Origin of the sequence: Streptomyces sp. NPDC016562, from assembly GCF_043076955.1 — a bacterium.
Taxonomy (GTDB): domain Bacteria; phylum Actinomycetota; class Actinomycetes; order Streptomycetales; family Streptomycetaceae; genus Streptomyces.
Genome location: NZ_JBIBRZ010000002.1, coordinates 808,861 through 829,116, shown reverse-complemented (window position 1 = coordinate 829,116; position 20,256 = coordinate 808,861). Strand labels below are relative to the sequence as shown.

20 protein-coding genes and 1 pseudogene are annotated in these 20,256 nt (G+C 72.5%); 5 read left to right on the top strand and 16 right to left on the bottom strand.

From position 1 onward, the window contains the following. Positions 1-82 precede the first annotated feature (82 nt). From hpnD to ACF059_RS11500, 9 genes are all read right to left on the bottom strand, one after another. On the bottom strand, positions 83-1,045 hold the full coding sequence (gene hpnD, locus ACF059_RS11540) for a presqualene diphosphate synthase HpnD (protein WP_392054721.1): 963 nt from the start codon (positions 1,043-1,045) through the stop codon (positions 83-85). Then, the gene (gene hpnC / locus ACF059_RS11535; RefSeq protein WP_392054718.1) at positions 1,042-1,968 is read right to left on the bottom strand and encodes a squalene synthase HpnC; all 927 of its coding nucleotides are present in this window, start codon (positions 1,966-1,968) and stop codon (positions 1,042-1,044) included. The genes hpnD and hpnC overlap by 4 nt, the downstream gene beginning before the upstream one ends. A 429-nt stretch (positions 1,969-2,397) precedes the next feature. Next, entirely contained in the window at positions 2,398-3,180 is a 783-nt protein-coding gene (locus ACF059_RS11530) for an ABC transporter ATP-binding protein (RefSeq protein ID WP_360888944.1), read from the bottom strand. After that, complete coding sequence (locus ACF059_RS11525) at positions 3,173-4,102, bottom strand: ABC transporter permease (protein WP_366863969.1); 930 nt, start codon at positions 4,100-4,102, stop codon at positions 3,173-3,175. Before ACF059_RS11525 ends, ACF059_RS11530 begins: the two co-directional genes overlap by 8 nt. Positions 4,103-4,196: 94 nt before the next feature. Next, positions 4,197-5,042 carry a glycosyltransferase family 2 protein gene (locus tag ACF059_RS11520; protein WP_392056620.1) on the bottom strand — a complete coding sequence of 282 codons (846 nt, stop codon included), beginning with the start codon at positions 5,040-5,042 and terminating at the stop codon, positions 4,197-4,199. 35 nt (positions 5,043-5,077) lie between these two features. Further along, the gene (locus tag ACF059_RS11515) at positions 5,078-5,857 is read right to left on the bottom strand and encodes a CDP-alcohol phosphatidyltransferase family protein (RefSeq protein ID WP_361950477.1); all 780 of its coding nucleotides are present in this window, start codon (positions 5,855-5,857) and stop codon (positions 5,078-5,080) included. Continuing rightward, positions 5,835-6,896, bottom strand: coding sequence for an iron-containing alcohol dehydrogenase family protein (locus tag ACF059_RS11510; protein WP_392054715.1), 1,062 nt, complete (start codon positions 6,894-6,896; stop codon positions 5,835-5,837). Before ACF059_RS11510 ends, ACF059_RS11515 begins: the two co-directional genes overlap by 23 nt. Then, complete coding sequence (locus ACF059_RS11505) at positions 6,884-7,636, bottom strand: sugar phosphate nucleotidyltransferase (RefSeq protein WP_392054712.1); 753 nt, start codon at positions 7,634-7,636, stop codon at positions 6,884-6,886. Before ACF059_RS11505 ends, ACF059_RS11510 begins: the two co-directional genes overlap by 13 nt. Further along, positions 7,633-9,417: a DUF5941 domain-containing protein gene (locus ACF059_RS11500; protein ID WP_392056617.1), complete on the bottom strand. Its 1,785-nt coding sequence runs from the start codon at positions 9,415-9,417 to the stop codon at positions 7,633-7,635. The genes ACF059_RS11505 and ACF059_RS11500 overlap by 4 nt, the downstream gene beginning before the upstream one ends. A gap of 252 nt (positions 9,418-9,669) precedes the next feature. On the opposite strand from ACF059_RS11500, the pseudogene ACF059_RS11495 reads away from it, so the two are divergent. Together ACF059_RS11495 and idi are read left to right on the top strand one after the other, a co-directional pair. Continuing rightward, positions 9,670-10,509 (top strand): annotated as a pseudogene (locus ACF059_RS11495) (SAM-dependent methyltransferase); the annotation flags it as partial. A 129-nt stretch (positions 10,510-10,638) separates the two neighbouring features. Continuing rightward, positions 10,639-11,238 carry an isopentenyl-diphosphate Delta-isomerase gene (gene idi / locus ACF059_RS11490; RefSeq protein WP_392054709.1) on the top strand — a complete coding sequence of 200 codons (600 nt, stop codon included), beginning with the start codon at positions 10,639-10,641 and terminating at the stop codon, positions 11,236-11,238. A 37-nt stretch (positions 11,239-11,275) separates the two neighbouring features. On the opposite strand, the gene ACF059_RS11485 is transcribed toward idi, so the two are convergent. After that, positions 11,276-11,794, bottom strand: coding sequence for an ATP-binding protein (locus ACF059_RS11485; RefSeq protein ID WP_392056614.1), 519 nt, complete (start codon positions 11,792-11,794; stop codon positions 11,276-11,278). Positions 11,795-11,924: 130 nt separating this feature from the next. After that, the gene (locus ACF059_RS11480; protein WP_392054706.1) at positions 11,925-12,596 is read right to left on the bottom strand and encodes an HdeD family acid-resistance protein; all 672 of its coding nucleotides are present in this window, start codon (positions 12,594-12,596) and stop codon (positions 11,925-11,927) included. 76 nt (positions 12,597-12,672) lie between these two features. On the opposite strand from ACF059_RS11480, the gene ACF059_RS11475 reads away from it, so the two are divergent. Then, on the top strand, positions 12,673-13,425 hold the full coding sequence (locus ACF059_RS11475; protein WP_392054703.1) for an enoyl-CoA hydratase/isomerase family protein: 753 nt from the start codon (positions 12,673-12,675) through the stop codon (positions 13,423-13,425). 1 nt (position 13,426) lies between these two features. Here the strand turns inward: ACF059_RS11475 and ACF059_RS11470 are convergent, their stop codons facing one another. Continuing rightward, positions 13,427-14,056 (bottom strand): DJ-1/PfpI family protein, encoded by a 630-nt coding sequence (locus tag ACF059_RS11470; protein ID WP_392054700.1) that lies wholly within the window; start codon positions 14,054-14,056, stop codon positions 13,427-13,429. A gap of 77 nt (positions 14,057-14,133) precedes the next feature. After that, positions 14,134-15,129, bottom strand: a complete 996-nt coding sequence (locus ACF059_RS11465; protein WP_392054697.1) for a GlxA family transcriptional regulator — start codon at positions 15,127-15,129, stop codon at positions 14,134-14,136. 103 nt (positions 15,130-15,232) lie between these two features. Here ACF059_RS11465 and ACF059_RS11460 point away from each other — a divergent pair, with 103 nt between their 5' ends. Next, complete coding sequence (locus ACF059_RS11460) at positions 15,233-16,870, top strand: ABC-F family ATP-binding cassette domain-containing protein (protein ID WP_366863981.1); 1,638 nt, start codon at positions 15,233-15,235, stop codon at positions 16,868-16,870. 293 nt (positions 16,871-17,163) lie between these two features. After that, complete coding sequence (locus tag ACF059_RS11455) at positions 17,164-17,460, top strand: hypothetical protein (protein ID WP_392054693.1); 297 nt, start codon at positions 17,164-17,166, stop codon at positions 17,458-17,460. Between the two features lie 82 nt (positions 17,461-17,542). Here the strand turns inward: ACF059_RS11455 and ACF059_RS11450 are convergent, their stop codons facing one another. Genes ACF059_RS11450 through ACF059_RS11440 form a run of 3 tightly spaced genes read right to left on the bottom strand, consistent with a single transcriptional unit; the run spans position 17,543 to position 20,004 of the window. Continuing rightward, a complete protein-coding gene (locus ACF059_RS11450) occupies positions 17,543-18,328 on the bottom strand; it encodes an SDR family NAD(P)-dependent oxidoreductase (protein WP_392054690.1) in 786 nt (261 codons plus the stop codon). Between the two features lie 7 nt (positions 18,329-18,335). Next, positions 18,336-19,511: an MAB_1171c family putative transporter gene (locus ACF059_RS11445; protein WP_392054688.1), complete on the bottom strand. Its 1,176-nt coding sequence runs from the start codon at positions 19,509-19,511 to the stop codon at positions 18,336-18,338. Then, positions 19,501-20,004, bottom strand: a complete 504-nt coding sequence (locus ACF059_RS11440; RefSeq protein WP_392054686.1) for a hypothetical protein — start codon at positions 20,002-20,004, stop codon at positions 19,501-19,503. The genes ACF059_RS11445 and ACF059_RS11440 overlap by 11 nt, the downstream gene beginning before the upstream one ends. Positions 20,005-20,256: the final 252 nt, after the last annotated feature.

Sequence of the window (20,256 nt, the reverse complement as noted above, 5' to 3'; positions counted from 1 at the left end):
GCGAGGCCCCCGGGGGGAGACGCGGCCGCCCGCGCGGTGGTTGCCCGGGTGCGGCCCCGGTGCTCGCGGCGGGTCGGGGGCATCAGCTTCGCCTCCGGGTGCTCTGGCGGGAGATGGTCCGCGCGTCCAGGCCGGAGAGGCCGCGCACGGCGACGTACGCCTTCTCGTGCGGCGGCAGCGAGACGCGGCCGCGCAGCACCGCCTCGGGCTCCCGCTCGATGCGGTCGAGGAGGCGCCGGTAGATGCCCGCCATGGCGGCCACGCAGGCGCCGCTGCGCCGGTCGAGCAGGGGCAGCAGCCGGTAGCCCTCGGCGAACAGGGCGCGGGCGCGGCGCACTTCGTGGTGCACGAGACCGGCGAAGTCGGCGCCGGCGGGGGCGCGGTCGCCGTGGAAGCCTTCCGAGCAGCCGAACTTGGCGAGGTCCTCGGCGGGCAGGTAGGTGCGGCCGTTGGCCGCGTCCTCGCGAACGTCCCGCAGGATGTTGGTCAGTTGCAGGGCGAGGCCGAGGGTGTCGGCGTACTCCCCGGCGCGTGCGGCCTCGGGCGCGCCCAGACCCCCGGCGTTGACCGTGCCGAACACGCCCAGCGAGAGCCGCCCGATGGCTCCGGCGACGCAGCGGCAGTAGGTCTTGAGGTCGTCCCAGGTCTCGTAGGTCTCGCCGCGGACGTCCATCAGGACGCCGTCGATGAGCTCGTCGAGCCCGCCGAGCGGGATCGGGAAGCGGCGGGCGGCGTGGGCGAGTGCGACGGCGACCGGGTCGGTGTCGTCCTCGTCGATCTCCCCGGCCCGGATCCGGCCGAGCACGGCGCGGGTCTCCTCCAGCCGGACCAGCTTCGCCTCGGGGGGCAGCGTGCCGTCGCCGATGTCGTCGACGCGCCGGGAGAAGGCGTACAGCGCGGACATCGCCTGCCGCTTGTCGGTGGGCAGCAGCCGGATTCCGTACGCGAAGTTGCGCGCCTGCGAACCGGTGACGGCCTCGCAGTAGCTGTACGCCGCAAGGACGGGTGCGGACGCGTGTGTGGGGCCCTCCACGGTCGGGCTCACCCCTTTCTCGGCGCTGTGCGCAGGACGGCGGCCACCTCGCGGAGCAGGCCGCTCTTGGTGGGCTTGGGCGGGCCGGGCAGTACGTCGAAACCGGCGGCGGTGACGGCGCGCAGGGCCGCACGTCCCCCTCCCACGAAGCCGGCGAGCAGCAGCCGGAGCCTGCCGCTCACGCTGCCCACGAGCGGGGTGCCTTCGTTCAGGAGCTCGCGTGCGCGCTCGGTCTCGAACGCGATCAGGGAGCGTACGGACGCGCCGGCGGAGGGGGCGGCCAGGTCGGCCTCGGCCACGTGGAAGCGCCGCATGTCCTCGGCGGGCAGGTAGATCCGGTCGCGGCCGAGGTCCTCGGCGACGTCCTGGAGGTGCTCGGCGATCTGCAGGGCGGTGCAGACGGCGTCGGAGCGGCGGATCCGTTCGGGGGTGCTGGTGCCGGTGAGGGCGAGCACCAGGCGGCCGACCGGGTTCGCGGAGAGCTCGCAGTAGGCGAGCAGGTCGCCGTAGGTCTCGTAGCGGGCGACCCGCTGGTCCTGCCGGTTGGCCTCGATGAGCCCGAGGAACGGCTCCGGGGTGAGGCCGTGGGCGCGGACCACGGGCCGCAGGGCGAGCAGCAGCGGGTGGCGCGGGGGACCGTCGGTCCCGCCGAACACCCGGTGCAGGTCGGCCTCGAAGGCGTCGAGCAGGGCGAGCCGGTCGTCGACGGCGGCCGGGTCCAGCCCGAGGAGCACGGCGTCGCGTCCGCCGGGGGCGAGGTCGCCGTCGCCGATGTCGTCGACGAGGCGGGCGTACCCGTAGACGGCCATGAGCCCGTCGCGCCAGGCGCGGGGCAGGAAGGCGGGGGCGACGGGGAAGTTCTCGGCGGCGGCCTTGCCGAGGGTGGCGCGCACGTGGACGGAGTCGGCCGCGCGGTGGGGGTCGGCGCCATGCACGGAGTCGCCCCCGGGACCGGGGCCGGCCGCGGGGACGGTGTCGGACAGGGGTGGGATGCCGCGCCCCGGGGTCACCGCCCGCCGCCCGGGGCGGGGACGGCCGTCGTGCCTGGGGGCCGGAGAATTCCCGTAGCCATTGCCGTCACATCTCCCGTTCTACACTGCCGACCCAATACATCCCATTTCGGACACGCCGCCCTGGTTTTTCATAAGCTGTCCCAGGGCCGTTCACCTGCGGGGAATCGTCCCCTCTTGGCGCGATTAAGGACCGCTTCAGCTTACGCTGTACAACGCCGCCGGGGCCGCTGGGGTATTCGGTGCGCGAGCGAATGTCGCCGCGTCACCACCGCGCACGCTTCAGGCCCCCGCCGCTCTGGAGCGGCAGGGGCCTGCGGAAGAGGCGCCCGAGGGCGCCGCGCGACCCGGAGGTCAGCCGTTGGAGGCCTTCTCGTAGGCCGAGACGACCTCCTCGGTCGGCCCGTCCATCAGGAGCTCGCCCTTTTCCAGCCACAGCACCCGGTCACAGGTGTCGCGGATGGACTTGTTGTTGTGGCTGACGAGGAAGACCGTACCGGCCTTCTCCCGCAGTTCGCGGATGCGGTTCTCCGAACGCACCTGGAAGCTGCGGTCACCCGTGGCCAGGGCCTCGTCGATCATCAGGACGTCGTGGTCCTTCGCCGCCGCGATGGAGAAGCGCAGGCGCGCCGCCATGCCGGAGGAGTAGGTGCGCATCGGCAGCGAGATGAAGTCGCCCTTCTCGTTGATGCCCGAGAAGTCGACGATGTCCTGGTAGCGCTCCTTGATCTGCTCGCGGCTCATGCCCATCGCGAGACCGCCGAGGACGATGTTGCGCTCACCGGTCAGGTCGTTCATCAGCGCCGCGTTGACGCCGAGCAGCGAGGGCTGGCCGTCGGTGTAGACCTTGCCCGCCTCACAGGGCAGCAGCCCCGCGATGGCGCGCAGCAGGGTCGACTTGCCGGAGCCGTTGGAGCCGATGAGGCCGATCGCCTCGCCGCGGTACGCCGTGAAGGAGACCCCGCGCACGGCGTGGACCCTGCGGACGCCCGCGGACTCGCCCTTGCCCCGGCGCAGGATCTTGCTGAGGGCGGCGGTGGCCGCGCCCTTGCCGGAACTGCCGGTGTTGACCCGGTAGACGATGTGGACGTCGTCCGCGATCACGGTGGGGACGCGCCCCTGGGTGTTGTCAGCCACGGCCGTAACGCTCCTCAGACTTCCAGAAGTACACGAAGCCGCCGAGGCCGATCACGGCGGCCCAGCCCACGGCGAAGAGCCAGACGTGGGGGGGCAGGTTGCTGCTGCCGTAGTCGTCGATCAGCGCGAACCGGATGAGGTCCATGTAGATCGCCACCGGGTTCCACAGCAGGACGTCGCTGATCCACTGCGGCTGGTCCTTGAGGTAGATCCCGATCGGGAACATCACCCCGGACGCGTACATCCACGTACGCATCACGAACGGCATCAGCTGCGCCAGGTCGGGGGTCTTGGAGCCCATCCGCGCGAAGATCATGGCGAGGCCGGTGTTGAAGACGAACTGCAGCGCCAGCGTCGGGACGACCAGCAGCCACGACAGCCGCGGGTAGTTGCCGAAGCTGACGGCGATCACGAAGACGACGATCATCGAGTACAGCAGCTGCTGGAGCTGCTGGAGCGAGAAGGACACCGGCAGGGCGGCCCGCGGGAAGTGCAGCGCCCGGACCAGCCCGAGGTTCCCGGAGATCGCCCGGACACCCGCCATCACCGAGCTCTGGGTGAAGGTGAAGACGAAGATGCCCATCATCAGGAACGGGACGTAGACGCCCGAGGGCATCTCCCGGCCCGCGCCGAGGATCAGGCCGAAGATCAGCCAGTAGACGGCCGCGTTCAGCAGTGGGGTCGCCACCTGCCAGACCTGGCCGAGCTTCGCCTGGCTGTACTGCGCGACCAGCTTGGCCCGCGAGAAGGCCATGACGAAGTGGCGCCGGCCCCAGAGCTGGCGCACGTACTCGGCCAGGCCGGGCCGGGCACCGCTGACGGACAGGCCGTACTTCCTGGCGAGCTCCGCGGGGCTCAGCCCCGCGTCTTCGGACGGCGGCTTGCTCGTGGCGAGGGCGCCGTCGTGGGTTGTGTCACTCACAAGTTGAAACTTTCGTCTTCAAGATGCGGCCAGGTGGGCATCAGGCTGGTGGCGCGAGGCCCGTGATCGCGCCATGTTCCCAGACGCGGGCTCGTCAGATGACAGGTGGTCGGCCCAGCCGGGTCAACCGCCAGACCGTACGCCACCTCATGGGGCGGCGCGGTCCGCAGGGAGTGGTCCACCCTTCCCGGAAACCGCCGAACCAGGCCTTGAGCGCGGGGACCGAGGGCCTGCGCAGGAGCGTCAGCAGGAGCCAGACGCCCAGGTAGGCCGGGACCAGCGGGGCGGGCAGGTTGCGGCGGGCGAGCCACACCCGGTTACGAGCCACCATACGGTGGTAGACGGCGTGCCGGGAGGGGGCCGTGGTCGGGTGCAGCAGCACCATGTCCGCCCGGTAGTCGATCAGCCACCCGGCGTCGAGCGCCCGCCAGGCCAGGTCGGTCTCCTCGTGCGCGTAGAAGAACTCGGCCGGCAGGGCTCCCACCTGCTCGAACACCGTCGTGCGGACGGCGTTGGCGCCGCCCAGGAAGGTGGTCACGCGCGAGGAGCGCATCGGGTCCGAGGCCCGCAGCCGCGGCACGTGGCGGCGCTGGGTGACGCCGGTCTCGGGGTCGGCGATGCGGAAGCTGATGATGCCGAGCTCCGGGTCCTCGGCGAAGGCCCGCCGGCACAGCTCGGCGGTGTCGGTGCGCTCCAGCAGGCCGTCGTCGTCGAGGAAGAGCAGCACGTCCACGTCACGGCCGCCGGGACCGAAGGCCTCGATGCCGACGTTGCGCCCGCCGGGGATGCCCAGGTTCTCGGGGAGGTCGATCGTACGGACGCCCTCGGGCAGGCCGGTGACCCGTACGCCCTGGCCCACGACGACGACCTCCACCGGGTCGCCCTCCTGGCGGGCCACCGAGTCGAGGAGCGCCTTGAGCTCGTCGGGCCGGTTGCCCATGGTGATGATGACGGCGCCCAGCCGCAGGGGGGCCGTCACTTGAGCCTGCTGGAGGCCAGGATCGACACCAGGTGCAGCACGCTCTGCAGCAGCGCGATGCCGGCGAGGACGGCGACGCCGACCCGGGAGTAGAACAGGTCGCCGCGGACCTGGTCCGCGACGGCCAGCACCAGGATGAGCAGGGACGCCTCGATGCCGAGGACGAGCCGGTGGAACTTCAGCGCGGCGGCGGCCCGGCGGGCGAGCGCCATGCCCGACGAGCGCGGCTCGGCCGCCGCGTCCTTGACCACGGGCTTGCCGGCCTGGTGGCGGGCGACGCCGACCAGGTCGGTCTCGGCCTTGATCAGGATCGCGCCGAGCGCCGCGAGGGTGCCCAGGAACGCCCACAGCCAGTCGATGCGGCCGGTGCCCCACAGGTCGGCGGCGCGCAGGCCGAAGCCGACCAGCACCGCCGCGTCGCACAGGTAGGCGCCGACCCGGTCCAGGTACACGCCGGAGAGCGAGAACTGCTTCTTCCAGCGGGCGACTTCGCCGTCGACGCAGTCGAGCAGCAGGTACAGCTGGACCATGACGACGCCGAGGACCGCGCCCCAGACGCCCGGCAGCAGCAGGGCGGGGGCGGCGAGGACACCGGCGAGGGTCATCACGTAGGTCAGCTGGTTGGGCGTGACCTTGGTGGTGACCAGGAGGCGGGTGATGCGCAGGGAGATCTCGCGCATGTAGAGGCGCCCGCCCCAGTGCTCGCCGCTGACCCGGTCCTTGACGCCCGCCGGGTGAACGACGGGCCGGAGTTCAGCTACGGATGGTCTTGGCATAGTCGGCGTAAGCGTCCCTGATCTCGGCTGCGGACAGGTTGAGGTGCTCCAGGATCGTGAAACGTCCCGGGCGGGTCTGGGGGGCGTACTCGACGGCCGCGACGAACTCGTCGACGCTGAAGCCGATCTCCTCGGGCGCCACCGGCAGGCCGTGGCGGCGCAGCACCTCGGCGAAGAGCCCGGCCTGCCCGACGGCCCCGCGCAGGTGCATCGCGAAGGCGGCGCCGATGCCGACCTGCTCGCCGTGGAGCGCGGAGCGCCCCGGGTAGAGGAGGTCGAAGGCGTGGCTGATCTCGTGGCAGGCGCCGGAGGACGGGCGGCTGTCCCCGCTGATCGACATGGCGATCCCGGACAGGACCAGGGCCTCGGAGAGCACGGTGAGGAACTCGTCGTCGCCGCAGCCCCCGGGGTGGCGCAGTACGGACTCGCCGGCGGTACGGGCCATGGCGGCGGCCAGGCCGTCGACGGGCTCGGCCGTGATCTTGTGGGAGAGCTCCCAGTCGGCGATCGCCGAGATGTTGGAGATCACGTCGCCGATGCCGGCGCGGATGAACCGCACCGGGGCGTCCTTGATCACATCGAGGTCGATGACCATGGCGATCGGGGTGGGGACGCCGTAGGAACCGCGGCCGTTGTCGTTGTCCAGGATGGACACCGGCGAGCAGATGCCGTCGTGCGAGAGGTTGGTGGCGACGGCCACCATGGGCAGCCCGACCCGCGCCGCGGCGTACTTCGCGACGTCGATGATCTTGCCGCCGCCCAGGCCCACGACGGCGTCGTAGCGGCGGCCCTTTATGTCGTCGGCCAGCTTGACCGCGGAGTCGATGGTGCCGTCGACCACCGCGTACCAGTCGGCGTGCGGCAGGACGGGCTCCAGCTTGGCGCGCAGCGCCACGCCGGAGCCGCCGCTGATCGCGATGGCCAGCTTGCCGGAGGCGGAGATCCGCTGGTCGGCCAGGAGGCCGGCCAGGTCGTCCATCGCACCGCGGCTGATGTCGACGACGACGGGCGAGGGGATGAGCCTCGTCAGTACTGGCATGCGATCGTCCGGCCCTTGGCGAGGTCGTCGTGGTTGTCGATCTCGACCCACTTGACGTCGCCGATGGGGGCCACGTCGATCGTGAAGCCGTCGTTGACGAGCTGCTGGTAGCCGTCCTCGTAGTAGAGGTCGGGGTCGCGCTCGAAGGTGGTCTTCAGCGCCTCGGCCAGCTGCTCGGCGGCCTCGGGCTCGATGAGGGTCACACCGATGTACTCTCCGGTGGCCTCGGCCGGGTCCATCAGCTTGGTGATCTTCTGGACGCCCCGGTCGCCGTCGACGACGACCTTCATCTCCTCGTCGGCCAGGTTCTTGACCGTGTCGAGGGCGAGGATGATCTTCTGGCCGTTGCCGCGGGCGGCGAGCAGGGTCTTCTCGACGGAGACCGGGTGGACGGTGTCGCCGTTGGCGAGGATCACACCCTGCTTGAGGACCTCACGCGCGCACCACAGGGAGTAGGCGTTGTTCCACTCCTCGGCCTTGTCGTTGTCGATCAGCGTGATCTTGACGCCGTACTTGGCCTCCAGGGCCTCGCGGCGCTCGTAGACGGCTTCCTTGCGGTAGCCGACGACGACGGCGACCTCGGTCAGGCCGACCTCGGCGAAGTTGCCAAGGGTCAGGTCGAGAACCGTGAGGCTCTCCTCGTCACCCTCGGGACCGACGGGCACGAGGGCCTTGGGCAGGGTGTCGGTGTAGGGACGCAGGCGGCGTCCGGCACCGGCAGCGAGTACAAGGCCGATCATGCTGGTTCTCCTTCGTCATGTACGGCGGGTGCCCCGGAGGAGACCCAGAAGCGGATGCTCTCCACGAGCACCACGAGTGCCACGAACACGGCCAGGACCGCGAGCGCGACGGGGAAGTCCGTTTCGCGCCCCACCAGGACGGCGGCGAGGACCGTGGTCAGCAGGACCCGGCCTTCGTGGCCGCCGATCGTCCGCACCAGCCAGTGCGGGGGCGCGCCGGTGCCACCGCGGATGCGGTACACCGTGTCGTAGTGATGGTAGGCGACCGCCGCGATCAGGCCGAATGCCGCCGGAAGGGCTCCGGGGACGTCCGCCTTGACGGCGAGGACGAGCACGGTGGTGTATTCGGCGGCGCGGAACAGCGGGGGGATCAGCCAGTCGAGGGCGCCCTTGAGGGGGGCGGCGACGGCGAGGCCGGCGGTCATGGCGTAGATCACCGCGACGGCGATCAGCCGCCGGTCGCCGAACGGCAGGTACAGGGCGGCCCCCACCAGCAGGAGCGTGCCGAGGGCGGCGACGTACACGGACCCGAAGGTCCCGGCGCGGCCGCGCAGCAGCCGGGCCTGGAGCTCGGCCAGCGGTCCGGAGTCGGTGAGGTCCGCCAGGGCCTGGGCAGCCCGGTCGGTTCGCTTCGCCTTGCGGGTCAGGGAGCGCAGGACCCGCCCGGCGGTGGTGTAGAGGGCCCCGAAGGCGCAGCCGACGAGCAGGGCGTAGAAGACGATCCGCGGGGTGGTCGCGGCCGTCAGCACCGCGATCATGGCCCAGCGCTCGCCGATCGGCAGGATGATCATCCGGCGGACCCAGACGGTCCAGCCGACGCTGTCGAGCTTGTCGGAGAGGGCGGCCGTGGGGCTCGTGTTCGCGGTGGCGTCGTGGTTGGCCTCGTTGAAGGAGAAGTCCACCACGTGCCGACAGGTCATGAGGACCATGGCGCCCACGGCCAGGGCCCAGACGTCGTCGCCGTTGCGGGCGGCTCCGAGGGCGAGCCCCGCGTAGAAGGAGTACTCCTTCGCGCGGTCGAAGGTCGCGTCGAGCCAGGCGCCCATCGTCGAGTACTGCAGCGAGTAGCGGGCGAGCTGCCCGTCGGTGCAGTCCAGGACGAAGGAGACGAGGAGCAGCACCCCGGCCGCCACGTAGCCCCAGCGCTCCCCCGTGGCGGCGCAGCCGGCCGCGACCAGCGCGGTGATCAGCGAGGCGGTGGTGACCTGGTTCGGGGTCAGGCCGCGGCGGGCGCACCAGCGGGCGATGTAGCGCGAGTACGGGCTGATGAAGAAGGTGGTGAAGAACCCGTCGCGGGACTTCACGGCCGTCCGCAGGCGCACGGCCTCGTCGTCCACGGCGGCGACGGCGGCGCTCGCCGCGTCCCGCTCCGCCGTGGTGGCGGGGACGGCGGCGACGAGCGTGCCCAGCTCGGGGCGCTGGACGGCGGTCCCGGCGGCCTCGACCGCGGTGGCGAGCCGGTCGGCGTACGGGCCGGCGCCGTCGGTCGCGGTGGCCACGGCCCGGTCCAGGGCCGCGCGGGCGCCCGGCTGGACGGCGAGGGCGCCGGTGACGGCGCAGGCGTCGAAGCGCGGGTCGGTCAGCGCGAGCCGCAGTGCGTGCACGTGTCCGACGAAGCCGCTGTCCACGACGGCCACCCGCTGGTCGGCGGGTACGCCGGCCAGTGCGGTCGCGGCGTCCTCGCGGCCGGTGGCGGGGCGGACGTCGAAGCCGAGGGAGCGCAGCTCGTCCGCGAGCGGTGATCCGGGGACCGGCAGGCCGGTGAGGATGACGGTCGGCAGACGAACTCACTCCTTGTAACGGATGGCGAACGGGCGCCCGAGGGGGGCGGCACGTCGGCAGAGGCTATCGGATGGACGGAAGCAGGGGTTCACCACCCGTTTGCGCCCTGACAGGCCGAAATGTCCCCGGCCCGGGCCCGGGCGCGATCATCATCGATGATCACGGCGCGATACCACAAACGGCCTGGCTGTTACGGTGGACACGCCCCTGAAGGTGTCGAGTGAAGGCGTCGAGCGGAAAGAGGTGGGTCGATGACCGACACCGCTTCCGATGACTTCATGCAGGCCTTCTTCACCCTGCACCACGGCCTGCCCCGGCAGGCCCCCGGCTCCGACGCGAGCACCCGCCACCTGCTGTCCCTGTGCGGTGCGCTGCCCGAGCGGCCGCGCGTGCTGGATCTGGGCTGCGGTCCGGGCCGCAGCGCGCTGCTGCTCGCCGCCGAGGCGGGCGGGCCGGGCGCGGGCGGGGGCGGGGGTGGCGCCGAGGTGATCGCCGTCGACCTGCACGACCCCTTCCTCGACGAGCTCCGTACGGCTGCGGCGGCCCGCGGGCTCGCCGACCGCGTCCACGCCGTCAGGGCGGACATGGGCGAGCTCCCGCGCGAGGCCCGCACGGGCGACCCGGACGCCTTCGCCGACGGCTCCTTCGACCTCGTGTGGGCGGAGGGGTCCGCCTACATCCTCGGCTTCGACACCGCGCTCGCCCGGTGGAAGCGCCTGCTCGCCCCGGGCGGCACGCTCGTGCTGACCGAGTGCGAGTGGACGGTCGGGGAGCCCTCCGCCGGCGCGCGCGCCTTCTGGGACCCGCAGTGCCCCCTGCGCTCCACCGCCGACAACCTCGCCGCCGCCCGGACCGCCGGGTACCGGGTGCTGGGCGTGCACCACCTGCCGGACTCCGACTGGGCCGAGTACTACGGCCCGCTCGCGGAGCGGGTGCGCACCGGCTCCGCGAGCGACGGCCCCGCGATGGCCCGGGCACTGGCCGCCGTCCGCGAGGAGATCGACGTACGGGTGCGCCACGGGCACGAGTACGGGTACACCGGCTACGTCCTGCGTCCGGAGAGCCCGGAGAGCCCGGAGAGCCCGGAGAGCCCGGAGAGCCCGGAGAGCCCGGAGACGGCTTAGCACGGACGAGGGCCGGACATGCGCGGATCCGCGAAGTGGGGACAAGCCTCCTTTGTACGGCAGACTGAAGGCCGAAGTCCGAAGCGAAGGATGGGTATGCCGACCACACCAGCCACCGCCGCGAACACCGCGTCCCACGGCACCGGTACTCAAGAACCGATCATGCTCGAACTGGTCGACGAGTCCGGCAACACCATCGGCACGGCGGAGAAGCTCTCCGCCCACCAGGCGCCCGGTCAGCTGCACCGCGCCTTCTCGGTGTTCCTCTTCGACGAGCGCGGCCGCCTGCTGCTCCAGCAGCGGGCCCTCGGGAAGTACCACTCCCCCGGCGTCTGGTCGAACACCTGTTGCGGTCACCCCTACCCCGGGGAGTCGCCGTTCGCGGCGGCGGCCCGGCGGACCCACGAGGAGCTGGGCCTGTCGCCCTCGCTCCTCGCGCAGGCGGGGACGGTGCGCTACAACCACCCCGACCCCGCGTCGGGTCTGGTGGAGCAGGAGTTCAATCACCTGTTCGTGGGACTCGCGCAGGCGGCGGTACGGCCCGATCCGGAGGAGGTCGAGGACACCGCCTTCGTCACGGCCGAGGAATTGGCGAAGCGGCACGCCGAAGTACCGTTCTCCGCCTGGTTCATGACCGTCCTGGACGCGGCCCGGCCCGCGATCCGTGAGCTGACCGGCGAGGAAGCGGGCTGGTAGCTTCCCCCGACCCGGTCCGGGCTCGCTCCCGGACCGGTCAGCCCACGGGGGCCGGTGAGCTCGGGGCCGGTGCGGCCGGGGCGGCGAGCGGCAGGGCCGCCCAGATGACCTTTCCGCCGGTCGAGGTGTGCTCGACGTCGCAGACGCCGCCTGCCTCGCGGGTGATCTCCCGTACCAGGAGCAGGCCCCGGCCGCCGGTCTGGCCGAAATCGGCCTCCAGCGCCTTGGGCCGGTACGGGTGGTTGTCCTCGACGGCCACCCGCACCCACTCGCGGCCGATCGCCACCTCGACCGCCACCTCCGGCGAGAGCAGGGCGGCGTGCCGGACCGAGTTCGTCACCAGTTCGGAGACGATCAGGAGCAGCGAGTACACGAGGTCCTGAGGGGCCGGCACCCCCTGGCGCCCGAGCAGCTCGCGCACCGCGCGACGGGCTTGAGGAACGGATTCTTCTACGGCGGGCGCGGTGAACCTCCACACTCCCTCGTACGCGAGGGGGTCGGCCGGAGCCTGCGGCTCCCCCTCCCTGGCTGGCGGGACGCTCCCGCTGACATCCATCTTCCGTCCCCCGTCTTCACGCTCGATCGTCTCCACGCGTCCAGAGTGGTGAACGGGTCGGTTCGGACCGGAGCGCTGACCAGAAGTCAGCGCCAAAAGGACGCTTTCTGACCGCGGGCGTATGACAGAGTCAGTTGTGCGACTGTTCCTGATCTTCTACGGGACGCTTCTCGGCCGTCGCGCGTGTCCCGTCCGCGACGTCCGCCCCCGCCGGCGCTTCGTCTTCCCTGACCAACCCCAGGATGCGCCGGGCCCCCATGCCCAGGCCCACCAGGCTGAGGCCGTCGAACAGCAGGGCGAGGGAGAAGAAGGTTCCGATCACGTACAGACTGCTGCCGGGCCACTCGGCGAGGATCAGGATGCCGAGCAGGACGCCGAAGGCGCCCTGGACGAGGGCGAGCCCGAAGTTGGCGCCCCGCACCACCAGGGCTCCGGCCAGCCGGAAGACGCCGCCCGTGAGGAAGAGCAGGGCGGCGAACATCGTCAGCGCCTCCGCGCTCGCCTCGGGGCGGCGCAGGACCACGAAACCCGCCGCGAGGTTGATCGCGGCCACGATGACGGCGAGCCAGAAGTAGCTGCTCTTGCGCGACTGCACGGCATGCAGCAGGCCCACCACCCCGCCGACCAGCAGCAGCCAGCCGAAGAGGAACATCGAGGTGAGCGTGGCCACGCCGGTGTACACCAGGCCGACCAGACCGGCCAGCACGAGGATCACCCCGAGCAGGGCCAGCAGCCCGAAACTGCGGTTGAGCTTCCTCTTCTCCCGTTGGGGTTCGGTCGTCTCCGCACGGTCTGTGCCCATGGACGTGCTACCTCCTCGGACCCCCGGCCGGACTTCCCCGATCATAGGTTTGTGGGCCCGGGATAGCATCCGGGGCATGGACGCAGCCTCCGACGGAACCCTTCTGCACACGGTCGCCGACGGGGTCGCCACCGTCGTCATCTCCCACCCCGCCAAGCGCAATGCCATGACCGCCCCGATGTGGCGCGCGGTGCCGGAGCTGCTGGCGGGGCTGGCGGACGACCCGGCCGTACGGGTGCTCGTGCTGACCGGGGACGGAGCGACCTTCTGCGCGGGCGCGGACATCTCCTCGCTGACCGGGAGCGAGGACCTGCGGGCGCTGGCCGTGACGGCGGAGGAGGCGCTGGCCGCCTTCCCCAAGCCCACGCTGGCGGCGATCCGGGGATTCTGCGTCGGTGGCGGCAGCCAGCTGGCGGCGGCGTGTGACCTGCGGTTCGCTCAGGAGGGGGCCTCGTTCGGGGTGACCCCGGCGAAGCTGGGCATCGTCTACCCGGCGTCCTCCACCCGGCGGCTGGCGGCGCTGGTGGGCCCGGCGTGGGCCAAGTACCTGCTCTTCTCCGCCGAGTTGATCGACGCCGATCAGGCGCTGCGCGCCGGGTTCCTGAACGAGCTGCTGCCGGCGGGCCAACTGGACAAGCGGGTCGTCGAGTTCACCCGGGTGCTGGCCTCGCGCTCGCAGCTGACGCAGGCGGCGGCCAAGGAGTTCGCGGACGGCCGGACGGACCGGGACGCGTACTGGGAGGACCAGGCGGCCGGAAGCGACGACACCGCCGAGGGTGTCGCCGCGTTCCTGGAGCGCCGGGCCCCCTCCTTCACGTGGACTCCGTGAGCTACCGCAGGGGGTCGGTCGCCCGCAGGCGGGCCACGAGCGCGGCCGGGGCCTTGGCCGGGGAACCTGCGTCGTAGGGCGGCTGCGGGTCGTACTCGGTCATGAGCTGGACGGCCTGGGCGTACTCGTCACCGGCGATCTTGCCGAGGAGGGTGAGCCCCATGTCGATGCCGGCGGACACCCCGGCGGCGGTGACGTACTTCCCGTCGAACACCACCCGCTCGCCGGTGGGCGCGGCGCCGTACGCCGAGAGCCGGTCGAGGAACATCCAGTGGCAGGTGGCCCGCCGCCCGTCGAGCAGGCCGGCGGCGGCCAGCAGCATCGAGCCGGTGCACACGGAGGTGGTCCAGGTGGTCGTGGCGTCGACCGCACGCAGCCACTGCGTCACGGCCGGGTTCTCCATCTGCACCTCGGGGTGCGGCGCACCGGGCACGATGACGATGTCGGGCCGGGTCACCTCGTCGAGCCCCTTGTCGGCGACGAGGGCCAGCGACCCGTTGTCGGTCCGCACCGGCCCGGGCCGCTCGGAGACGAACACGACCTCGGCCCCGTCCAGCCGGCCGAGGGTGTCGAAGGGCCCGATGGCATCGAGGGCGGTGAAGCGGTCGTAGAGCAGTACGGCGATCTGCATGGCTCCTCCGGAGCGGTAGACGAATCACAGGCCTGACCCGCACCTGGGTCTGGGTGGGGCGAGGCCGCGGGGTTTGGCTATGCCCCCGTCGGGGTGGGGCCGGGGTGGGATGGGGGGCCGAAGCGGCGGCGGTATTCGGTCGGGGGCTGGCCCAGGGTTTTGAGGAAGGCTCGGCGCAGGGCCTCGGGCGTGCCGTAGCCGCAGGCGCGGGATATCTGCGCGATCCCCTCCCCGCTCTCCTCCAGCAGGCGGCGGGCGTGTTCCACCCGGACCCGTTCCACGTAGCGCCCCGGCGTCACCCCCGTCTCCGCCTGGAACGCACGGGCGAAGTGCCGCGGCGAGAGCCGGGCGCGGGCCGCGAGGGCCTCGACGCTCAGGTCCGAGCCCGGGTGCTCGGTGATCCACTGCTGCACCTCCCTCAGCGGCTCCCGCTGAGCGGTCTGGGCCGCCAGCTGCGCGCTGAACTGCGCCTGGTTGCCCGGTCGGCGCAGGAACACCACCAGGTGCCGGGCGATCTCCAGCGCGACGTCCCGCCCGTGGTCCTCCTCCACCAGCGCGAGCGCGAGGTCGATCCCGGCCGTCACCCCGGCCGAGGTGGCCACGGGCCCGTCCCGTACGTAGATCGGGTCCGGCTCCACCGTGACGGCCGGGTAGTCCCGCGCCATCCGCTCGCACACGTACCAGTGCGTCGTCGCGCGCCGCCCCTCCAGCAGGCCGGCCTCGGCCAGCAGCAGGCCGCCCGTGCACACGGACACCAGCCGCTCCGCCCCACCCCCGTGGGCGCGGAGCCAGTCGGTGAGCCGCGGCTCGAAGTCGGCCGTGTACCGGCCCCCGGGCACCAGCAGCGTGGTACCCGCCCCCGGCCGGGCACTCTCCAGGTCCCCGTCCGGCACCAGCGTGAGGCCGCTGCTCGTGCGGACGGGCCCGCCTCCCGGCGACACCGTCCGGATCGCATAGCCCTCCCGCCCCGGAAAGCGCCCGGCCCCGGCGAACACCTCCACGGGCCCGGTCACGTCCAGGCTCTGCACCCCCTCGTAGAGGACGACCAGCACGTTGCGCGGCGACGACGACATGGCCTCATGGTGGTCCGTCGCCCGGGACGGCCGCAATGACGCGCTTCCCACCTATCCTGCCAGGCCGAGGCGCCCCCGCCCCGGCCGATAGGATCGGCACATCATGACTGCAACCCTCGTCGCCAAGAAGCTCACCGCCGCGCACGGTGAGCGCACGCTCTTCGCCGATCTCGACCTCGTCGTCGCCCCCGGTGACGTCATCGGCCTCGTCGGCGTGAACGGCGCCGGGAAGTCCACCCTGCTGCGGCTGCTCGCCGGGCTGGACACCCCCGAGACGGGCGAGCTGCGGCTCTCCCCGCCCACCGCGGCCGTCGGCCACCTCCCGCAGGAGCCGGAGCGCAGGCCGCAGGAGTCGGTGCGGGAGTTCCTGGCCCGCCGTACGGGCGTGGCCGCCGCCCAGGCGGAGCTCGACGCGGCCACGCAGGGCCTGGTGGACGGGACGCCGGGCGCGGACGACGCGTACGCGACCGCGCTGGACCGGTGGCTGGACCTCGGCGGCGCCGACCTCGACGAGCGGGCCGAGGAGGTCGCCGCCGACCTCGGCCTCACGGTGGGCCTGGACCTGCCCATGACGGCGCTCTCCGGCGGCCAGGCGGCCCGCGCGGGCCTCGCCTCGCTGCTCCTCTCCCGTTACGACGTGTTCCTGCTCGACGAGCCCACGAACGACCTGGACCTGGACGGTCTGGAACGGCTGGAGCGCTTCGTCAAGGGGCTGCGCGCGGGCACGGTGGTGATCAGCCACGACCGCGAATTCCTCGCGCGGACCGTCACCAAGGTCCTCGAACTGGACCTGGCGCAGCAGCAGATCAACCTCTACGGCGGCGGGTACGAGTCCTACCTGGAGGAGCGGGAGCGGGCCCGCAGCCACGCGCGCGAGGAGTTCGAGGAGTACGCGGGCAAGCGCTCCGCGCTCGAAGGCCGGGCGCAGATGCAGCGCAACTGGATGGACAAGGGCGTGCGCAACGCCCGCCGCAAGGCGAGCGACAACGACAAGATCGGCAAGAACCTGCGCGGCGAGTCCAGCGAGAAGCAGGCCGCCAAGGCCCGCCAGACGCAGCGGGCGATCGAGCGGCTGGAGGTCGTCGAGGAGCCCCGCAAGGAGTGGGAGCTGCGCATGGAGATCGCGGCGGCCCCCCGCTCCGGCTCGGTGGTGGCCACCCTGCGCGAGGCGGCCGTGCGGCGCGGGGACTTCGACTTCGGCCCGGCCAGCCTCCAGATCGACTGGGCGGACCGGGTCGCGATCACGGGGACCAACGGCGCCGGCAAGTCCACCCTCCTCGCCGTGCTGCTGGGCCGGCTGGCGCCCGACTCCGGCTCCGCCACCCTCGGTTCCGGCGTCCTGGTCGGTGAAGTGGACCAGGCCCGCGGCCTGTTCCTCGGCGACGAGCCGTTGCTGGAGGCCTTCTGCGCGGCGGTCCCGGAGACGGAGCCGGCCGAAGTGCGCACCCTGCTGGCCAAGTTCGGCCTGAAGGCGGCCCACGTGATGCGCCCGGCCGCCACCCTGTCCCCGGGCGAGCGCACCCGCGCGGCCCTGGCCCTGCTCCAGGGCCGCGGGGTGAACCTCCTGGTGCTGGACGAGCCGACCAACCACCTGGACCTCCCGGCGATCGAGCAGCTGGAGGCGGCCCTCGACGCTTACGAGGGCACCCTCCTGCTGGTCACGCACGACCGCCGCATGCTGGACGCCGTCCACGTGACCCGCCGCCTGGAGGTCTCGGGCGGCAAGGTGGTCGAGCTCTAGGCGGGGCGTCGTTCGGCGCCGCCGTGCGGGCTCCGTCCTGGATCTCGATGTGCCGAACGGTTCGTACCCGACTAGCCTTTATGGGTGAGAGCCGCATCTGCGGAGCACGCCGTCCTGGCCGGAACATCGCGCCGGCGGGCGTGTGGCGCCGGAGCCCCTCGTGGCCGGACACGCGCCTCCGCACTTCCCGCGGCCCTGTATCCGATCCGCGCCGCCCACCTTTTCCGGCGGCCGCGGTTCCGCCCCCTTCGTGCCTCGCAGAGGTGCGAGCGGGTGGAAGGAAGGGAATACCCATGCATGCACAGCGAGCGAAGCGCCTCTTCGTGGCCTCCGCTGCCGGTCTCCTGATGGCCGGCGGAGCCGCGCTCGGCACGGCGGGCACCGCCTCGGCGGCGGTACCGGCCCAGCCGGTCAGTTACGTCAACGGCGGCGGATGCGACGACGACGATGACGACGACTACCGCGGCCACTACAGCGGCTGGCGGCACGGCGGCTGGGACCACGATGACGACGACGACAACGGCTGGGGAGGCCACCGTCACGGCCATGGCCACGGCGGCTACGGCCACGGGCACGGGCACGGCCACTGAGCCGCACTCCGCCCAGCAGGCCCTGCGCGGACCCGTCACCGGGCCGCGCATCGGTCTGCCGTAGCGCCTGCCGCAGCGGCTCTCAGCGCTCCTCGGGCCGCTCGGCCGGAGCGCGCCGCGTGCGCGCCATCCTGCGGGCCACGAAGCCGCGCGGCAGGTGGCGGGCGGCGAGGGCGTACGCGCGGTAGCGGCGGCCCGTGATGCTGACCGGGCGGCGCAGGGCGAGGTCCTTCAGGGCCTGGGCGACCACGGCCTCCGGTTCCAGCCAGACCGCGTCGCGCAGCGCGCTGACGTCCATGCCGGCGCGCTCCTGGAACTCGGTGCGGGTGAAACCGGGGACCACGGCCAGGACGCGCACCCCGTACGGCTCCATGTCCACCCGCAGCGACTCGCTGAAGGCGGTGACCCAGGCCTTGGCGGCGCCGTACGTGCCGGTCGGCAGGAGCCCGGCCACCGAGGACACGTTGAGCACCGCACCCCGGCGGCGTTCGCGCAGGCCCGGCAGCAGGGCGTGGGTGAGCCGGAGCGGGACCTTGACCAGCAGGTCGAGCATCCGCTCCTCGTCCTCGACCGGGCTGTAGGGGAAGGGCGCGGGCAGTCCGAAGCCCGCGTTGTTGACCAGGATGTCCACGGGCCGGGTCCGGTCGGCGAGCCGCTCGGCGACCGCCGCGCACGCCTGCGCGTCCAGCAGGTCGGCGGGCAGCACCTCGCAGGCGGCGCCGTACTCCCGGGCCAGCCCTGCGGCGACGGCGTCGAGGCGGTCCTTGTCGCGGGCGACGAGGACCAGGTCGCAGCCCTTGGCCGCGAAGCCCCGGGCGAAGGCCGCGCCCAGTCCGGCGCTGGCCCCTGTGATCAGTACGGTCGTCAAGACGGCTTCACTTCCTTGTGGTGCCCGGCACGGCGTACGCCCGGGCGACGTCGACGAGGAACCGGGCCTCGTCGGCCAGGTCCCCGCCCTCCTGCGAGGTGTGGATCGCGGCGGGCAGTTCCAGGGCGGCGGCCTCGCCCGGCTGCCCGGGCAGCCCGTCGAGCTTCGCCTGCCGCGCCTCCTTCAGTACGCGGGCCAGCGCGGCCGCGGTGCGCCGCTGTTCGGGGACCCCGTGCGCGGCGGCGGCGCCGCGGGCGCGCTCCAGGGCGCCCGGGGCCACGTACTCCCCCAGGATCAGGATCGCGTCGCGCGTCTCGATGACCTTGCGGTACACCAGCAGGTTGCGCGGGACCGGCGGCCAGAGCAGCTCCACCACCCGCCCGGCGCGCGGCTTGTTGAGGGCGACGTGCGGGACCGCCTGGACCAGGTCGCGCCACAGCGGCCACAGCCGCCAGGCGGTGGCGAGGTCGGCGAGGGTGCGGCGCAGGGTGAACAGGGTCGGTACGAGGATCGCGGCGGCGCGCAGCAGGCCGTGCAGGTTCATCAGCAGCGGCAGGGCGGGCATCGCCCAGGTGCTGGCGAACAGGGCCTTGCCCAGGTACGCCAGCCAGAACACCCCGGCGAGCGCGGTGCCGAGGCCGAACAGCCGCAGCCCGGCGGCCAGTCCGCGGCTCTCGGTGCGGCGGCTGTAGCGCCAGCACAGGGACACGCACACGATGTTGGCGATCACGTGCGCCGAGATCAGCACGAGCCAGTACGGCAGGGAGGGCACCGGGTCGCCGACCGGCGGCATGGTGTGGCCGCCGTGCGCGGGGGCGGCCGCGTCCAGGGTCAGGAGGGCGGCGAGCCACGCCACGGTGGCGCCGCAGGCGGCGAGTTGGAGCCTGCGGCCCCGGGTGGTGGCGGCCACGAAGTAGAGCACGGCGCCCGCCGACAGCACGCCGATGAGGTTGCGGGAGAGCCCGATGGCGTGGGCGTAGCCGGGGCCGCGGCGCAGCGCGTACGCGACCACGTCGGGCAGGTTCAGGGTCATCGCGGCGGCCGCGGTGGCCACGGCCAGCCACAGTCCGCGCTGCTGCGGGGAGCGCAGGGCGCCGGGGGCGCGGAGCAGGACCGCGATCCACAGGCACACCACGCTGGGGACGGCGAGCGCGTTGCCGAAGGCGGTGAGGTCAGCTGCCATCGTTGCCCCGCTCGTATCCCATGGCGGACTCCAGGCGTGCCAGGGTGCCGCCGCGGGCCGGCCTGGCCGAGCGGGGGCCGGGGTTCGCCGTGCGGATGCGGATCATGCTGGCGAGCATCTCCGCCTCTTGTTCCTGACGGGTGGTGTAGTTGGTGCGCCCGAGCACGGTGGGGGCGTTCCCGTCGGTCTCCTCGCCCTCCAGCGCGTGGTGGCCGAAGAGGATGTGGCCGAGCTCGTGGAGCACGATGTGCTCCCGGTGCAGCGGGGTGGTCTGCGCCTCGTAGAAGACGTAGTCGACGCTGGTCGTGCCGACCCACAGTCCGCACACCCCCGACTCCGCGGCCTCCTTGGGGAGGGGGTGGAGCCGGATGGGACGGCCGCGCCGCTCGGCGATCCGGTGGCACAGCTCGTCGAGGGAGAAGGGGTGGGGCAGATCCAGATGGCCGAGAATGTTCTCGCACCGTTTGCGAATGCTGAGTTGCCGCTGAGGCATGTGATCCCTCTTCGGACCCTTTCCGGGACAGCGTTGGTAGGCGTGTACTGGCATGGGCATGACGTCCTGTGCCTTCGAGGCGGCCCCGGGAATGCGGTCCTGAGGGTGGAAACGCGGAAGCCCGTCCGCCGGGTGACGAACGGGCGTTCCACCATGCCTACAGATCTTGTACGGGAGTTGGCAAGGAAAGTCCCCAGGTGGGGAACCTATTCGGCCATTGCGTACGAAGATCTTCACACGCCGGCCGGCTGT

Coding starts and splice junctions, on each gene's coding strand:
- ACF059_RS11520 (WP_392056620.1), bottom strand. CDS start 5,042: ATGGGCAACCGGCCCGACGAGCTCAAGGCGCTCCTCGACTCGGTGGCC.
- ACF059_RS11515 (WP_361950477.1), bottom strand. CDS start 5,857: ATGCCAAGACCATCCGTAGCTGAACTCCGGCCCGTCGTTCACCCGGCG.
- ACF059_RS11510 (WP_392054715.1), bottom strand. CDS start 6,896: ATGCCAGTACTGACGAGGCTCATCCCCTCGCCCGTCGTCGTCGACATC.
- ACF059_RS11505 (WP_392054712.1), bottom strand. CDS start 7,636: ATGATCGGCCTTGTACTCGCTGCCGGTGCCGGACGCCGCCTGCGTCCC.
- idi (WP_392054709.1), top strand. CDS start 10,639: ATGCCGACCACACCAGCCACCGCCGCGAACACCGCGTCCCACGGCACC.
- ACF059_RS11485 (WP_392056614.1), bottom strand. CDS start 11,794: ATGGATGTCAGCGGGAGCGTCCCGCCAGCCAGGGAGGGGGAGCCGCAG.
- ACF059_RS11480 (WP_392054706.1), bottom strand. CDS start 12,596: ATGGGCACAGACCGTGCGGAGACGACCGAACCCCAACGGGAGAAGAGG.
- ACF059_RS11475 (WP_392054703.1), top strand. CDS start 12,673: ATGGACGCAGCCTCCGACGGAACCCTTCTGCACACGGTCGCCGACGGG.
- ACF059_RS11470 (WP_392054700.1), bottom strand. CDS start 14,056: ATGCAGATCGCCGTACTGCTCTACGACCGCTTCACCGCCCTCGATGCC.
- ACF059_RS11465 (WP_392054697.1), bottom strand. CDS start 15,129: ATGTCGTCGTCGCCGCGCAACGTGCTGGTCGTCCTCTACGAGGGGGTG.
- ACF059_RS11460 (WP_366863981.1), top strand. CDS start 15,233: ATGACTGCAACCCTCGTCGCCAAGAAGCTCACCGCCGCGCACGGTGAG.
- ACF059_RS11455 (WP_392054693.1), top strand. CDS start 17,164: ATGCATGCACAGCGAGCGAAGCGCCTCTTCGTGGCCTCCGCTGCCGGT.
- ACF059_RS11445 (WP_392054688.1), bottom strand. CDS start 19,511: ATGGCAGCTGACCTCACCGCCTTCGGCAACGCGCTCGCCGTCCCCAGC.
- ACF059_RS11440 (WP_392054686.1), bottom strand. CDS start 20,004: ATGCCTCAGCGGCAACTCAGCATTCGCAAACGGTGCGAGAACATTCTC.